Origin of the sequence: Streptomyces niphimycinicus (assembly GCF_018883605.1) — a bacterium.
GTDB lineage: Bacteria > Actinomycetota > Actinomycetes > Streptomycetales > Streptomycetaceae > Streptomyces > Streptomyces niphimycinicus.
In genome coordinates, this window is the sequence record NZ_JAHLEM010000053.1 from 26,578 (window position 1) to 42,539 (window position 15,962).

Genomic DNA, 15,962 nt, shown 5'->3' on the forward strand with positions numbered 1-15,962 from the left:
CAGTGCCTGACTACGCCTTCAGCGAGGCGATGTCGATCACGAAGCGGTACCGCACATCGCTGCTCACGACGCGCTCGTACGCCTCGTTGATCTGGTCGCCGTTGATCACCTCGATCTCCGCACCGAGCCCGTGCTCGGCGCAGAAGTCCAGCATCTCCTGCGTCTCCCGGATGCTGCCGATCTTCGACCCGGCCATCGACTTGCGGCCCATGATCAGCGAGAACTGGCTGAAGGCGCTGGGGTTCTCCGGCGCGCCCACGTGCACCAGTGTGCCGTCGACCTTCAGCAGCGACAGGTAGCCGTCCAGCGGCAGGTTCGCCGAGGTCGTGTTGACGATCAGGTCGAAGGTGCCGGCCAGCTCGGTGAAGGTGGAGTCGTCACCGGTGGCGTAGAAGTGGTCGGCGCCCAGCCGCAGCCCGTCGTCCTTCTTACGGAGCGTCTGGCTCAGCACGGTCACCTCGGCGCCCATCGCATGGGCGATCTTCACGCCCATGTGGCCGAGGCCGCCGAGGCCCACGATGGCGACCTTCTTGCCGGGACCGGCGTTCCAGTGGGCGAGCGGGGAGTAGAGGGTGATCCCGGCGCACAGCAGCGGGGCGGCGATGTCCAGCGAGATCCCCTCGGGGATGCGCAGGGCGTAGTTCTCGTCCACCACGATGTGGGTGCTGTAGCCGCCGTAGGTGGGGGCGCCGTCGTACTCCGTGCCGTTGTACGTCTGCACCTCGCCCTTGAGGCAGAACTGCTCCTCGCCCGCGAGGCAGTTGGCGCACTCACGGCAGGAGTCGACGAAGCAGCCCACGCCGACCCGGTCGCCCACGGCGTACTTGGTCACACCGGGGCCGACCTCGGCGACCACACCGGCGATCTCATGGCCGGGCACCATCGGGAACTGGGCGGCGCCCCATTCCTCGCGGGCCTGGTGGATGTCGGAGTGGCAGATACCGGCGTAGGCGATCTCGATGAGGATGTCGTGCTCGCGCAGTGCGCGGCGCTCGACGGTGGTCTTTTCCAGCGGGGCCTTCGGAGCGGGGGCTGCGTAGGCGGTGACGCTGGTGGTCATAGAGCTGTCTCCCTAGGGGAAATGGGGGGAATGCGATGAATGTGGGGGGTGGCAGGCATGGGGGTGCCCAGGCGAATGGTGCGAATGGCGTGAAAGGGGGATTGGTGTGAAAAGGGGGTTGGTGTGAAAGGAAGGTTGGTGCGAAAGGGGGGTCGGTGGGATCAGGGGGAGACGTCGGAGGACGGTCCCCCCGAAGGACGCGCATCGGACGAGGGCGCGGAGGAACGGGCGGAAGGAGGCGCGGTCCAGCTCGCCAGCAGCCGCAGGGCCTCCTCGGAGGGAGAGCCGGGCTCGACCGTGTAGATACACAGCGCCTGGTCGGGATCGCCGGGAACGGTCACGTTCTCGTAGGCGAGCGTCATGTCCCCGACCACCGGATGGTGGTAGCGCTTGACGCCATGGGTCTTCTCCCGCACGTTGTGGTCCGCCCACCACTTGCGGAACTCCGCGCTCTTGATGGTGAGCTCGCCCACCAGCTCGGTCAGCCGGGGGTCCTCGGGATGGCGCCCGGCCTCCAGCCGGAGGGAGGCCACCACCTCCGACGCGACCGTCTCCCAGTCCGTCCACAGGGAACGGGCCGCCTCGTCGAGGAACATGAAACGGGCCATATTGCGCTCGTGGTACGGGAGCGCCTCGAAGTCGATGATCAGTGCCCGGGCCAACTGGTTGGAGGCCAGGACATCGCCCCTGCGCCCGAGGACGAAGGCCGGTGAGATCCCGTCCAGCGTCCGCAGCAGTGCGTGCACCCCGGGCCGCACCCGCTGGGGGCGGGGCGGCCGGCGGCGCACCGTGCGCCGGGGGCGCGGCCGGGTCAGCTCGAAGAGATACGCGCGCTCGGTGTCGTCGAGCCGCAGCGCACGGGCCACGGCGTCCAGCACGGTCTCCGACACATTGAGGTGCCGGCCCTGCTCCAGCCGCGTGTAGTAGTCCGTGCTCACCCCGGCGAGCTGCGCCAGCTCCTCGCGGCGCAGCCCCGGCACTCGACGGGGGCTGTCGTTGATCACGCTCACGCCCGCGTCCCCAGGGCTCAGGCGAGCCCTGCGGGTCCGCAGGAACTCACTGAGCTCGGTATTGCGGTCCATGGGTTCCAGTATTGGCAACGGAAAGGCCATCCGAGCGTGTCAAAGTAGGTCTGTTGAACCTAGGCCGGGTGGTGCCAGGCGGGCCGTCGCCGCTCGTAAGGCTCCGTGGCGCTCGCACGGGAGAGTGGTGGCGAGGAGCTGTGGGGGCAGTCGGCGGGCCGGTCTGATAGACCATGACAGCGCGCGTTCCGGGTTGCACAGCGGCTCCTGTACGGCAAACTGCTTACGCCCCCCTCACCGCGAGGCACCGTAAAGGCGCAGCGCAGTACAGCACGGCCGAGCAGATATGGGACATCGGAGATCATGAGCGCCCCTACCTCAGGATCCGCGGACGGCAGCTCCATTCCTGGCTTTTATCCGGATCCTTCATACGCCTAACCGGCTATTTTCTGAGACCGCTCTGACCTGCTCATATGTGAAGGGGCGCCCTCGTGGGACGCCCCCTTCGTTGCTGTCGGGCTCGTGTGGCCGGTGCCCGGTGATCAATGGCTCATCGCGCCATGCCTCGGTCGCCTGCCATCTCCTGTGCGTGCTCGTGCATGATCACGTAGGGGCGCACCAGTGGCCCTGTTTGCACAAGCGGCTCGCCACTGTCGGCTAGGCGTGGCAGTCGGAGCGTGTCATCAAGCCTGGGAGGCGGCGGCGCGGACCTGGACGGGGTTGTCATGCGTTTGGTGGCCCCGGGCCGCCCTGTGGCCGCATGGCGCCCTTGGGGCCGTCGACTGGGGGCGAACGTCGCGGTGATCAGTAGCGCCAGAATGCCGAACCAGGAACTGAGCCCCATCATGAGGGCGACTTGATCATGCAGGGGTCGTCACAGTCCTCGTCGCAGACGTGCGACTGCCTTAAATATCGATCGCCAAGGTGACTTTGCTGAGTGACTTGTTGCGCCTTGCGCCCTGGGGCTCGGCCTGCCTCGGTCTTGGCAGCCTTGACGGTGAATCTCTTGTTGCTGGCCACTTTCTTCCGTCTCCCTTTCCTCTAGTCGGGTGTCGTCGGGGTGACCGAAACTCGCGTGCAAGTCCATGAGCTTAAGCATCATGAAAATCTGGCGAGTGTCGCGAAGTTGGTGCGCTTCTATGAGGTCTGCTCGCAGCGAGGCACATAGGTCGCATGAACTGGGATCTACTATTCCACTCTGTGGTTTGAGTAGATCCGCCCACTGAGACACTGGAAATTAGCCTTTCGGTGGTACCCGCTCCTGCCGGGAAAACGAATGCCAAGGTTAAGGGGAGCCCCGAATTCGATGCGTCCGGCAGGAGCGGGCGCTAATCGGCGAGGCAATCGGGGCAGTTAACGGTGCGCGCCCACTGGCGGATCTTCCCGATCTTCCCGCATTTTGTTTTCCCATCGCGCATCTTGTGCACGTTTTTATCGCTTCCCTGAAGTTTTACCGGCACCCAAATTTCCGGCATTTCGAGGGAAGGGGGTACCTCCGGGTGATCTCCCTGATCGGAGTGCTCTGATTGCGAATCCTGGCCGATATCGACAAACCGATAGCCGTGAAGGGCGCGACCGTACGTGTCATCCCGACTCTTGCACTCCGGGCATTCATCCTGACTTTCGCGTTCCGCGCATGAGACGGCGTGGTCTAGGTATGCGCGCCATGCTTGGTCTACTTCTGTCCGCTTGTCGATTTTCCCAGGGAGGGGCATTTTCCTCCCTCACAGTCGCCCGGTCATGGCGAGGGTAATGACACCCGCGACGAGTATGAATCCCACCAATACCACGATCACTCCGCTGGCCGTTTCACGGTCTACGAGTTTCACGGTGCACCTCCCTTGCGGTGTGCCGCGATTTCCCTACTGAGGGAAGTGACCTTCTGGTCGTTGCCTAAAGCCCTCGCGTCTTCCCGTTCTCTGGCCAACGCCCCACAGACATCGCAGCCTTCTACGGGGGCCGGTTCCGGAACGGGAGGAGGCAGAGGGACTGGAGCTGACCTGGTGTGCTCGCTCGTCACTGTTGCTCACCCCCTCGCGTCTCGTTCCTGAGTGACGAAACGTTAGGGAGCGACTACGGAGATGTCTGTGGCAGTTTGACTATCCGTCAGTTCGAAGTGCCACAAGTGATCGTTTAGAGGTCAAGGTGTATGGCTGTCGCCATGTCGCGCATCTCGCTCGTTAGTGTCCGGCGTCCCTCAATGATCCGGCGCATCACCGTACGGGCGTACGTCTGGTTGGGGATCCATTCCGGGGAAGAGGCCCGAATCTCTGACAGCTTGTCGAACGCTTCTGCGTATTCGCCTGTCTTCGCGTACGCATCGGCCACGTCCAACAGATGGCGATTCCTGTTGTTGCTCGTCGCCCTGAGTGTCGATACAGGGATCTTTTGAGCGAGGCGGAGTACAACGTCCGGCCGATTCGTGACGCTGGCGTTCTCGGCCGTCTTGAGTTTGACCGTGGTGGGGCCAAAGGTCATGAGAAAGTCATTCTCTGGCGTGTGTTCGCGGCCGAGCATGACTGCGGCTCCCTGAGCCAGTCGCATTGCGCGCTCGGCTGTATCCGCTTCTTCATTTCGCACGGCTGCGGCCGAGAGGCGAAGGAGCATCCAACCCCAGGTGCTCAGTTCCGCTGGCGTCGCGCGGCTTGGCCGTGGCTCGATTTCGTCGGCCCACTCCACAGCAAGATTTAGCGCGCTTTCCAATTTTCCTTGACGGAGTAGCAACCAGCATTGAATGTTCGCCGTTGCTGCACCATCCATGGGATCGGCTGCGCTGTCCATTGCCCGCTGAAGGGCTACGTTGGCGGCGTCAAACTGACGCGTTGCCACCATGAGCCATCCGGATAGCTGCAAGAGCCTTGCGCGGATGCTACGTCCCTCGGTCCCGAGGGCATCGGCGTCTCGAAGCATTCCGGGTAGCACCGTGGAAAGCTCGGCGAATTTATCTTTCGCGAAGAGAGGTACGGAGTCATCAAGCGCCCTCTTGACTCCGGCTATAGTGGGCGGCTCGTCGTCTAGTTCCCGGGGGAGTGGGGGAAGTGCGAGCGCCTTCCTGACGGCTTCCCATCGCTCTTCTGTGCCGACTACCGGCCCTTCAACTTTGGGGCCGTTCATGAGCTGCGTGGTGGTTACTCGAAGAGCGGCGGCGAGCATGCGGAGCGTCTCCATTCGGGCAGTGGCCCGATCGCCTTGCTCCAGCTTCCGGATGATCGAGATTGATACGCCAGACGCCTTGGCCAACTCACCCTGCGTCAAGCCCCGTTGCTTCCTCACGGCTTTCAACGTCTCGCCCACATTGCTCATATGGCCAGAGTAAGGGCCTAGCCACTGAGAAGCGATACGTCAAGAGGGGCGTGGCCTTGAATCCGATGAAGATCAGTAATTCGGGTGATGGGTGCTCGCCCTTCCCGATACATGGTTGACCATGCCTGAGCGGTGGTCGCATGCTGGCAACTCATTGGGACGAGTGACGACCAGACGAGTGGTCGGCTCCCTTCGAGTAGAGAGGTAGTGATCATGTTCTATTGGCGGCCAGCGTTGGTGATGTGGTTTCTCGTGCTGGTGGCACTGATGGGGCTGTGCGGGCACCCGGGGGTGCGGTAGCGGTGTCCTTGCAGAAACGCGCCCTTTCGGGCTCAACGCGCACAGACCGTACGCGTGTCGCGGCAGATGGTAGTGAGATCCGAGTGTCGGACGTGACACGAGTGACGCCGGTCATATTGGATCGTGTGTGCGGGGGCTGGATGGCCTATGGGTGGGGAGGTGACCACTCCGGTGGTGGATCATGACCCTGAGTGGGATGAGCATCAGCGGCCGAGAGAGGCAGAGCAGCCGGAAGAGGCTGTATGGGTGCCTGACGCTAGGTACGTGGCGGCGTGGCGTGAGGCTCGGGACGCTACGGATGCGCTTACTGCCGCGCTGGCTGCCGTGGACGGTGGATGCGTGAGCAGAGGTGATGTGGTGCTGACACCGAGCACCGATGGCGTGGGGCGGCCCGTGGTTCGGTTCGCGGGTCGGGCCAGTCCTGAGGCAGTGCGGCGGGTGGCTGATGTACTCAGGCGCGGCGCGGGGGCGCGGCCTGGGTGGTCGGCTGGTCGGTGATTGAGCGCACGGTGCTGGATCGGTGCAGGTGAGCACCGCCGCCGGCCGTAGCGGCTTTTGGGCGGGAGCTGCCACGGGGCGAGAGAACAGGGGGCCTTACGCTGGCCCGGCGAATCGGGCGGGTCTGTGATCCTGCCCGCGTTTGCGACCGATTGGCCCCCTGTTCTTAGAGGCTCGCCCCGTGGTGGCTGCCTAAAAGCCGCGTAGGCCGTCGGCCCCAGCCACGACGGCTCAGCCCTGATGGATGGCTGCGGAGTGCCCCTTGCTGCGGGGGCAGATGGCTTGGAGCATGGCCAGAGACCGAACGACATAGGGAGGTCGTTATGAGGTTCTTCGGTGAAAGACGCAAGCCTGAGCGGCCGTTACGGACTCGCGGGCGTGGCGCGGTGCGGGTCGAGAAGGACAGGCGGGGCCGTGAGTGGGTGACGTGCACGGGGTGCGGTCGCCGCAAGATGAACCCTGGCTTCGCTCCCAGCAAGTTCGCTGCCCGCGACCATGCGGACTCGTGCACCTGCTGAGTGACTGGCGTGCGGCGCGGAACCTGGTGAGGGCTGCTGGGCGGAACGGCTGACCGGCGCCGTGAGCAGGGCAGTTGGCGCTGTGCCTCGTGGAAGCCGCGGGAGGGGGTCTGCCTTTCCTGTGACCGCACGAAGAAAGCCCCCGCGCGATGCGTGGGGGCTTCTGGCTGTCCATGGAGCGTCTGTGGTGGTGCCGGGCGGCGGGGCCGTCCGGACGGACCGGCCGCCAGGCCGCAGCCGTCCGAGGCGGCCCCACCGCCCGGCGCGCCGCTAGGCGCGCCCTTGAGTAAGTAAAGAAGATCTAGACGCGCTAGCCGCGCTTGGGCGTTGTTGGGGTGATGCGGTAGCTGAGGCTGGCGGACTCCGCGCTCATGCGCAGCTCCTCTACGAGCAACGCGCGGCCCTCCTGGTCTTCGGTCACGCGGTGCGTGATCAGGATCGTGTCAGCCGCGAGGGCGGCTTGCTCGTCCGGGCGCGCGCTGCGGGCCGTCACGGTTTCCCAGAAGGAGAGCGTGTGTCCGGCGTCGGCGAGCATGGCGTATAGCTCTTCGGGGTGGGCGTCGGGACATTCCGCTAGGGCGGGTACCTCGTCGGCGATGTCGAACGGGACCGTGGTGAGGGCGGCGGCCCTGACTCCGGTGTCCTCGTCGATGATCAGGCGCTCGGCTGTGAGGGTGTGGATGGGGCCTCGGCCGATGAGTCGGGCGATGGTGCCGCGTGCGTGGCCGCGCGTGACAGTCACGGTCTCGGCCTTGGTGAACGGGTGGCCGAGCTCCAGCCTCTTGCCTCGGCGGATCAGCGTCCGCTTGATCGCGTGGGTGTGCTCGGGCTCTTGGCGGACGTACGTACCCTTGCCCTGCTGGCTGACTGCGAGCCCCATCCTGCGCAGCTCGGCGACTGCCTGTCGCACAGTGTTGCGGGACACCTGGTACCGCTCCAACAGCTCTGTCTCAGAAGGCAACTGGCTCCCCGGCGGATACTCGCCCTCCTCGCCCTCTGCGATGGAGTCGGCCAAGATCCGTGCAAGCTGGCGGTAGCGCGGCTCGCTGTGCAACGGCTGGGCGGTGCTGTGGCTGCGTCCCGGCATGGTGCGTGCTCCTCGGGGTCTGGCCCGGCTGGGCTTCGGCTCGGTCATGGGGGTGGGGACGTGCACTCATCAGAATAAGTGCTTGCCTTGTTCGGTCAAGATGCCTCATGCGCACTTATTGGTACGAGTAATAACCAGACGAGCTGATGGAGGATGGTCATGTTCGAAAACCTCACGCCTGCTGACCGTGTGGCGGCTGTGCATCGCTGTGGTGACCCCGTAACTGCCGCTCAGCGTGCAGTCGCGACCGGCCTCCTCGTGGACATGCTCAATGCCGCTGAGCGACATGGTGTGACCCTCGCCGACTTCGATGCGGTGGTGGATCTGCCGGGCGGCTGCCTTGACGTGGTGCTTTCGAAGCGCGGTCGCTGACGCGTGGCGGGGCCGGTGAACAAAGCCCGGCCCTCTCGTCAGCTCCATGCCGGTGTGCTCATGAGATCTATGAGAGAGGTGAACTCTGTTGCAAACCATTCCTGTGGACGTGCGGCGTCTGGGCGCGCTTATGTGCGTCGTTCCGCCTGAGCCTCGGGTGAATCGGGAGACAGGAGAGGTCCGCACGGACCGGGAGGGGCGTCGGCTGTACGTGGTCGGTGTCTCGGTCCGTCAGCCGGAGTCCCGGCGGGCGGATGTCATTGAGGTTGTCGTGCCGGGTGAGGCTCCGGCCGTCGCGGAAGGTATGCGCGTCCGGATTCAGGATCTCGTCGCGGTGGCTTGGGAGATCGACGGTCGGCGCGGCACTAGCTACCGCGCCGTGGCCATCACCCCTGCGGAGAGCGGGGAGAAAGCGGCGCCGGTCGCGGGCCGGGCGAAGTCGTCTGGCGGTGACGGCTGATGCCTGATCCGTCCGAGCTTCGGCTGGCCGTCGTGGACTGGACAGACCTGCGTCGGTACGTGTGGGAGCTGGCCAACCAGATGAACGCTGCCGACTTCGACCAGATGGACGCGGGTGATCGTGAGCGGCTGGCGCGGGTCGCGCTGGCGGTCGCGAATCTCGCTCAAACCATGATCACGCGCTCTGGAAGTGGGGGGTACAAGTGGTGGAACAAGCCGACGTCGTCGTGAAGCGCCTGATGCGGAATCTCCGCCTGCTGAGCGGCTGCGATGACCTGCTGACCGCCATGGAGGGCGGCCCGCTGGTCGCCGAGATCATGGCGCTCACGGCGCGCACTGCTCAGCAGACCGCCGACGATGCCCGAACCATGCTCCTGACGCTCCGCCAGGAAGGCGGCGGTAGTGATCGCGGAGGTGATCACTGATGCCGTGGGAGCTTACGGTCTGGCTGCTTCTCCTGTTGGCCTTCGTGACACAGGCGCGCTGGGAACATCGGCTGCCGTCGATGCCTCGGGGACTGCGTCGCTTTGGGGCGCTGCCGTGGCGGTGGTACCTCGGCGGCTTCCCGGCTGCGTTGATCAGGATGCGGTTCACCTGGCGCCGGTTCACCCGCAACGCGGACTTGGCGGTGCAGCGCCAGCCGCCGCGTGCTCTGGTCGGTCGCGATCTGATCGTGACGGGTCGGGCTGTGCGGATGATCCCGCCCCGTCTGGGGCTGCCTCGTCCTACGCGAGACGGCCTGGTGGTGCGGGTGCAACTCCATCCGGGTCAGACACCGATTCCGTACATCGAAGCGGCACCAGCCATGGCGCACGCCTGGCGGATGCATGCCGTCCGCGTGGTCTCGTTTCGGCGTGGTGAAGTGACGATCACTGCCACCTGGCGAGACCCCCTGACCGATGCGGGCACTGAGCCGAAGCGCTACCCGGGGCGGGTACTTGCTGCACAGGTGGGCCGTACAGAGCTCGGCATGGGCTGGACTCTCGACATGCGGCAGGTGCCGCACTGGCTGGTGGTCGGCGCGACCCAATCCGGGAAATCCACCCTGCTCGCGTCCCTGGTGGCCGAGCTTGCACCGCAGCCGGTAGCGCTCGTCGGAATCGACTGCAAAGGCGGCATGGAGCTGTCACTGGTCGAACGGCGGCTGTCCGCGCTGGCCTGTAGCCGGACGGAAGCGCTGGCGCTCCTGGTGGCGCTCCTCGATGAGGCGCAAGAGCGCATGGCCGTCTGCCGTAGGGCTGGCGCCCGGTCCATCTGGGAGTTGCCTGAGCACGTGCGGCCGGTGCCGGTCGTGCTCCTGGTCGATGAGCTGGCCGAGCTGTACCTGGTCGACGGTTCGCGGGTCAGTCGGCAAGAGGCGGCCGAGTGCTCAACGGCCCTGCTCCGGCTGGGGCAGCTTGGGGCGGCTCTGGGGCTGCACCTGGTGGTCGCCGCTCAGCGGATGGGCTCTGAGCTGGGGGCCGGGGTGACTGCTCTGCGGGCTCAGCTCGGCGGCCGTATCTGCCACCGAGTGCACGATCAGCAGACGGCAGAAATGGCCCTTGGTGATCTGGCAGAGGACGCGGTTGTGGCGGCTCAGGTGATCACTGAGGAAGAGCAAGGGGTGGCCATTACGACGGTCGGCGGCACCTGGGCCCGTGTGCGGTCTCGACTGACCACTACTGCTGATGCTCGGGAAATCGCGGCGCGGTATGCCGACCGGACACCGGATCTGCCTGCGCTGGTACGCGCCATGGACACAGTGAATAAGGAGGGAGGCGGAAATGACTGAAGCACAGGCAATGCCCATTGCAATCGCTGTCGGGTTGCTCTGCATTCTGATCCTCCGGTCCCGGGAAGTCACCTGGTGGGTAGGCGCCCTTTTCTTCCTCTGGGGATTCACCATGGCAAGCACCACCCCGGGGCTTACCATCACGGATTTCCTGCAATGGGCGGTCTACCAGAAGTAAGGATCCAGGGAGGGAGCAAGATGCCTCACCTGTATGTGAGGTGCCGTGCCTGCGGTCGGCTACGGCAGCGCACTCGGGGCGGCCGTCTCCGGCGGTGCCGTTGCTGTCGGCGTCGTCCGCCTGGGCGCTGACCTCTGATAGCTGAACGTGACGGCCGGCGCGAACCCAGCGTGACAATCCCCAGCTCAAACCCTAGAGGAGCAGTGCCCGTGTACCTGGCCATCGATCGCCTCTCCGCCATGGCGGCGGACTACCAAGAAAGGGCACCGCCGCATGACGTCCCCTTGGGACACTCCTCGTGCGCGGCGCTCCGCACTCGAAATCGCGGAGCGCCTTCGCACGCTCTCAGAGACTGAACGCGACATGATCCGACTGGTCGGCACTCCTGGTTTCCGCCGGTGGCTCGACCAAATCCACAACATCGGTGGCTGCGCCGATCCTATTTACCTGGCTGGGCGGACCATAACCCGCAATGCTGTCACGGGTGCCGTAATGCGCGTCTACACCACCACTGATGAACCGGGCGGCGTGTTGGCCCTGCGGTGCGGCAATAGGCGTGAGACACGCTGTGCGCCATGCTCGCGCATCCACGCTGGCGACACATTCCATTTGGTACGGGCCGGGCTCCTGGGCGGCAAGGAAGTCCCCTCGACAGTTACTGGGCATCCTCGGCTGTTCGTCACCCTGACGGCGCCTGGATTCGGTGCCGTACACAGAGCCACAGACTCAATGGACCGTAAGTGTCGCCCTCGCCGTGATGGCGGGGAATGCCCGCATGGAAGGCCGATCGGCTGCAATCAGGTTCATTCTGAAGCTGACCCAAGAGTGGGACAGCCCATATGTAGTCGGTGTTACGACTACGCGGCACATGTGCTCTGGCACGCAAAGGCAGGGGCACTCTGGAATAGGACAACGATTCTGATCAGGCGTCACCTTGCGGCGGCTATGGGAATTACACAGAGAACACTCAATTCCCATCTCCGCGTCTCGTTCGCCAAGGTGGCCGAGTACCAGAAACGCGGAGCTATCCACCTGCATGCCGTGATGCGCGTTGATGGCCCCTCCGGGCCCAAGGATGCTCCGCCCTCTGAGGCCACGACGGAGGTTGTTGAGACGGTCGTCCGAAGCGCTGTAGAGGCAGCAGAGACCCGTACGCCATACGCCCCGGGCCTGGGGGAGCACGTCATCCGTTGGGGCGCTGAGATCGACGTACACGCGATCCACAGTGTGAACTCGGAGATTGGCGATGTGCCGATGACCGATGAGGCCGTTGCCGCGTACATCGCGAAGTACGTGTCCAAGAGCGTGGGGGAAGTGGGAGGCATTGACCGGCGTATCACATCCGCCGGTGAGATCGATCGGCTGCGGGTCAGCCCCCATGCGCGCGCTCTCATGGGTACCTGCTGGCGTCTGGGCGGCGTAGTGGAGCTGGCCCCGCTGCGGCTGCGTCTGTGGGCTCATGCACTCGGCTACCGGGGCCATGTACTCACCAAGAGTCGACGCTACTCCACCACCTATGAGCAACTGCGCGCCGTCCGTGCTGAATACCGAAAGACGAAAGCGGCTGGCGGGGCAGTCTCGGCTGATGTGCCTACAGAAGTTGAGTCCGCGTGGAGATACGTGCGGTCGGGACATACACCCGCTGAGGCAGAGATAGCAGCGGGGGTTTCACAAGACCTTTCCCGTAACCGCGACGTAGGCCGCTCCGAGCTAAGTAATGATGAGGGAGGGCGGGATTATGACTGAGCGGCACGGCAGGGTCAATCGAAATGATCCTGCCGTGCGCGCTTGGGTGGTTCGCCATTTGGCGCGTGCTCCGGATCTAACTAATGAGGAGCGGGTACATCTGCGGTCGCTTCTTCGGGGGTTTGGTCAGAGGGGCGACCCCCCTGCTCCCGCCAGATAGGAATTACGGTATCGGGGTCGAATTTACCTCGGCCTTTAGGGCCTTTGAGGAGTTGTATGTGTTTCATGTAGCGCTTTATTATCGCGCGCTTCTCAACGTTGTTCCCTGACCTCCATAGCATGAGGTCGCTCTCTACGGCTTGGGGGTCAGGGGCAGAACCTAGATCATCGAGTTTCTCGACAAGCTCTCGAATCTTCTTTGATATCACTCCGATGTGTTCGTAGTAGTCCTCATTCGACCACCCAACGTCAGAGAGTTCTCCGCGCTCCCATTTTCCTTTAAGTTGCTCCTTTTCCTCGATCGCTGCACTTTTCTGTGCCTCTAGTTCGGCGTGCTGCTCGATGATCTCTTCATCTTCTTCATTGCTTTCGTTGAGTGAGGCCCCTAGTTTCTCTATTAGGAACTCTTCCATGAGTATGTTTATGAGATCGTCAAGGGGTTCCATCTTTCGTGAGGTCGAGCCGCATGCGCCGTTACGGCCACGCGACGGGCAACGGTATACGTGGTATTTCACCTGTCCATTCCAGCGGCCTTCCATGGGCTTCTTGCATTTATAGCAGCGCACAATCCCTGTCAGTAGGTACTTTCCGTATTCATGTCCTCCGACGGGTGTGGTGTCTACTCCATTCTGCTCCTGGCGTGCTTTAAGGATGCCCTGGGCTTTGAACCATGTCTGTGGGGACACGATTTCATCCCAGGTTCCCATCACGGGATTCCCGTTCTCGTCGGTGAGTAGTTTGGACATTCCGTCATGCTGCTTGGATGGTTCGAGTCGATGGCGTCCGCTGTAGAGAACCATTCCCGCGTATCGGGGATTCGACAGAATGAGTTTGACCGTGGCCGTGGTCCAATCGCCTCCGCCCGGAGAGCGGATTCCTGAAAGTGTCAGTCCTCGTGTGATGGACGACGGAGTACCGTTCTCTTCCACTAGCTCGCGGAAGATGCGCCTTATGACTTCCGCCTCTTCCTCAATCTTCGTACCTGCGTCCTCGCCTTTGCGTACCCATCCGTAACCGAGGCGGCCTATAGGGATTCCTACCTCGGCTGCTGCTAATGTGTCTCGGGCAACGCGTCGGGCTGTGTCCTGAGACTGCTTCAACAGCATGACGCACATTACGCGCGCCATATTGCAGTCGGATTCCCTGACTAGATTGAGTTCGCTGGTTGCTCCGATGGCGGGCCGTTTCACTTCGTTGACGACGTTCGCTAGATCTTCGAGGTCCCTGGGTTGCCTAACTAGGCGATCCAAGTCATAGAAGACTATTCCGTCAATTACCCCATTGAGTAGATCTTTCAGCATTCGCTGGAAATCTTTGCGAAGAACCACCCAATCCACCCCACCGTCAGGACGAGTGATCCTCTTCTTCTTATAGGCGCTGGTGTCGTCGTCTATATAGAGGTCGGCGAACGGGCCCCACCCGAGGGCCTGGCGCTTGGCCTCGATGTCCTCGGTCTGTCGTTCGATGGCGGTCTTCCTCTTGGACGCCTCCTTCCTGGCTCGTCGTTCTTCGTTAATGTCATGCATAGAGAGACGTAGGTATCCGCCCGGTCGCTGTGGTACGTACTGCGCGTAGCCCGCAGAGAGGTCAAGGGTGGTCGTGCGGCCTCGCTCGCGTAGCTGCGTGATCATCGGGTCGTCGATGCCGGATACGGCGGACAGGTCAAGCGTGTTGGCCGTGAAGGGAGTAGGGGACATGGCGACGCCTCCTAGTAGCGGGAGTTCAGCAGAAATGCCCGGGGTTGGGTACTACCCTGATCCGTCCATCCCCGGTTACATCCGTTACTGGAACGGTGCCGCCTGGGTGCCCGGCACCAGCCGTCCCGCCCCGGCCGCGGGCGAGGCCATGCCCGCGCCGCCGCCCGGCATCACCCATACCCAGGTGATCAGCCCGGCGCCGGACGAGACCGGCCCGATGTTCCTGGACGAGGAGCCGGCGCCGCGGCCCGCGGAGGAGACCGGCAGGGCACTGCCCGAGCTGCGCCGGAGCGCCGAGATGGACGTCCGGGGCGCGGGCGGGTCGCCCGAGGCCGCGGCCGGTGGCATGGGGGCGCAGCCGGTGCCGCCCGGCGGCGTCCCGGCGTCCGTCGACTGGAACGATCCCCAGCGGCTGCACGGCACCCGTCCCGATGCCGGGTCGGCCTGGCAGGCGGACGCGTCCCGGCAGGGCGGATTCGGCGGTGAGCAGGACCACCGGGTCTCCTGGGGCTCGGAGACGGACGAACCCGGCGACGCCCAGGACGGTGGCGCCCAGGACGGTGGCGGGCAGTGGCCCGGTGTGCCCGACCCGCGGCGGGCGGGCCCGGGCGAGGGCGCCGGACGCGATGAGGGCACGTTGACCATGCGCGCGGGCGCGAGCGGGGGGACGGTGGACCGCTCGACGCAGGCCCTGCCGCCGGTGTGCCGGGCCCCGGAGCTGCCCTCGGCGGACGACGGCGCCGCGCCCGCCGCGGCGAGCGACGGGACGATGACGATCCGCGCGGTGGGGCGCGGCGACGGAGCGGCACCTACGACGAGCCAGGGCCAGGGCCAGGGCCAGGGGCAGGGGCAGGGGCAGGGACAGCGTCACGGCCAGGGCCGGAACCCGGAGTCCGGCCGCGACGACGGGACGATGGCGATCCGGGCGATCGGCCGTGGCGGCTCGCGCAAGGGCGCCGAAGCGGCACCCCCGGCCCAGCCCCAGCCCCAGCAGCCCCACCAGCCCCCGCAGACACACCAGCCTCAGCAGCCGTACCAGTCCCAGCAGCCCTTCGGCGGTATCCCCGCCCAGGGCGGTGGCCCGGCCTGGCAGCAGCAGGGGCACCCGTTCGCCCAGCAGCCCGGCCCGGCACAGGGCGCGCCACAGGCCGCACCGCATGGCGCCCCGCCGGGCGCGCCCGAGGGCGTCATCCCCTGGAAGCCGCCCGTCGACAACCCCTTCCTCCAGGCCGCCCAGGCCCAGGGACGGCCCGCCCCGCTCGGCCGCCGCCTCGCCGCCCGGCTGATCGACACGGTCGTGCTGCTCGGCGTGGTCGGCGCCGTCGCGTTCCCGCTGTGGGGCAAGGCGAGCGACCATATCGACGAGAAGGTCGAGACGGCCAAGCAGAGCGGCGAGACCGTCACGGTCTACTTCCTGGACGGCACCACCAGCGGCTATCTCGGCATCGTCCTCGGGCTGCTGCTCGTCCTCGGCATCGTCCTGGAGACGCTGCCGACCGCCAAGTGGGGCCGCACGCTGGGCAAGAAGCTGAGCGGGGTGCGGGTGCTGGACATCGAGGGGCACGACACCCCGTCCTTCGGCGCCGCACTGCGCCGCTGGCTGGTCTACTCGGTGCTGGGGGTGCTCGTCATCGGTGTGCTGAACGTGCTGTGGTGCCTGTTCGACCGCCCGTGGCGGCAGTGCTGGCACGACAAGGCGGCCCGCACCTTCATCGCGGCGGCCGACTGAGCACGGCCGCGGCCGACTGAGTGCCGCCGCTTCCCTCCCGACCCCTGAGCCGCCGCCCCGCCC

13 protein-coding genes are annotated in these 15,962 nt (G+C 65.1%); 8 read left to right on the top strand and 5 right to left on the bottom strand.

Annotation, left to right across the window (positions count from 1 at the left end; translation table 11 throughout):
• Positions 1-10 precede the first annotated feature (10 nt).
• The 4 genes from KN815_RS06695 to KN815_RS06710 form a co-directional block, all read right to left on the bottom strand.
• A complete protein-coding gene (locus KN815_RS06695; RefSeq protein WP_216340817.1) occupies positions 11-1,060 on the bottom strand; it encodes an NAD(P)-dependent alcohol dehydrogenase in 1,050 nt (349 codons plus the stop codon).
• A 161-nt stretch (positions 1,061-1,221) separates the two neighbouring features.
• Entirely contained in the window at positions 1,222-2,142 is a 921-nt protein-coding gene (locus KN815_RS06700; protein ID WP_216340818.1) for a helix-turn-helix transcriptional regulator, read from the bottom strand.
• Between the two features lie 2,073 nt (positions 2,143-4,215).
• The gene (locus tag KN815_RS06705) at positions 4,216-5,385 is read right to left on the bottom strand and encodes a helix-turn-helix domain-containing protein (protein ID WP_216340819.1); all 1,170 of its coding nucleotides are present in this window, start codon (positions 5,383-5,385) and stop codon (positions 4,216-4,218) included.
• Positions 5,386-7,011: 1,626 nt separating this feature from the next.
• The gene (locus KN815_RS06710; RefSeq protein ID WP_216340820.1) at positions 7,012-7,788 is read right to left on the bottom strand and encodes a GntR family transcriptional regulator; all 777 of its coding nucleotides are present in this window, start codon (positions 7,786-7,788) and stop codon (positions 7,012-7,014) included.
• Between the two features lie 159 nt (positions 7,789-7,947).
• Here KN815_RS06710 and KN815_RS06715 point away from each other — a divergent pair, with 159 nt between their 5' ends.
• The 7 genes from KN815_RS06715 to KN815_RS06740 all read left to right on the top strand — a co-directional run bounded on the left by KN815_RS06715 (position 7,948) and on the right by KN815_RS06740 (position 12,314).
• The gene (locus tag KN815_RS06715) at positions 7,948-8,160 is read left to right on the top strand and encodes a hypothetical protein (RefSeq protein ID WP_216340821.1); all 213 of its coding nucleotides are present in this window, start codon (positions 7,948-7,950) and stop codon (positions 8,158-8,160) included.
• A 103-nt stretch (positions 8,161-8,263) separates the two neighbouring features.
• The gene (locus tag KN815_RS52535; protein ID WP_443732322.1) at positions 8,264-8,620 is read left to right on the top strand and encodes an SCO3933 family regulatory protein; all 357 of its coding nucleotides are present in this window, start codon (positions 8,264-8,266) and stop codon (positions 8,618-8,620) included.
• Complete coding sequence (locus tag KN815_RS06720; RefSeq protein ID WP_216340822.1) at positions 8,620-8,850, top strand: hypothetical protein; 231 nt, start codon at positions 8,620-8,622, stop codon at positions 8,848-8,850. The genes KN815_RS52535 and KN815_RS06720 overlap by 1 nt, the downstream gene beginning before the upstream one ends.
• On the top strand, positions 8,826-9,044 hold the full coding sequence (locus KN815_RS06725) for a hypothetical protein (protein ID WP_216340823.1): 219 nt from the start codon (positions 8,826-8,828) through the stop codon (positions 9,042-9,044). Before KN815_RS06720 ends, KN815_RS06725 begins: the two co-directional genes overlap by 25 nt.
• Positions 9,044-10,390: an FtsK/SpoIIIE domain-containing protein gene (locus KN815_RS06730; RefSeq protein WP_308403639.1), complete on the top strand. Its 1,347-nt coding sequence runs from the start codon at positions 9,044-9,046 to the stop codon at positions 10,388-10,390. Before KN815_RS06725 ends, KN815_RS06730 begins: the two co-directional genes overlap by 1 nt.
• Positions 10,383-10,568, top strand: coding sequence for a hypothetical protein (locus KN815_RS06735; protein ID WP_216340824.1), 186 nt, complete (start codon positions 10,383-10,385; stop codon positions 10,566-10,568). Before KN815_RS06730 ends, KN815_RS06735 begins: the two co-directional genes overlap by 8 nt.
• Positions 10,569-10,931: 363 nt before the next feature.
• Positions 10,932-12,314, top strand: coding sequence for a replication initiator (locus tag KN815_RS06740; RefSeq protein WP_216340825.1), 1,383 nt, complete (start codon positions 10,932-10,934; stop codon positions 12,312-12,314).
• Between the two features lie 80 nt (positions 12,315-12,394).
• On the opposite strand, the gene KN815_RS06745 is transcribed toward KN815_RS06740, so the two are convergent.
• Positions 12,395-14,170 (bottom strand): recombinase family protein, encoded by a 1,776-nt coding sequence (locus KN815_RS06745; RefSeq protein WP_216340826.1) that lies wholly within the window; start codon positions 14,168-14,170, stop codon positions 12,395-12,397.
• 34 nt (positions 14,171-14,204) lie between these two features.
• On the opposite strand from KN815_RS06745, the gene KN815_RS06750 reads away from it, so the two are divergent.
• Complete coding sequence (locus KN815_RS06750; protein WP_216340827.1) at positions 14,205-15,899, top strand: RDD family protein; 1,695 nt, start codon at positions 14,205-14,207, stop codon at positions 15,897-15,899.
• The last annotated feature ends 63 nt before the right edge of the window (positions 15,900-15,962 follow it).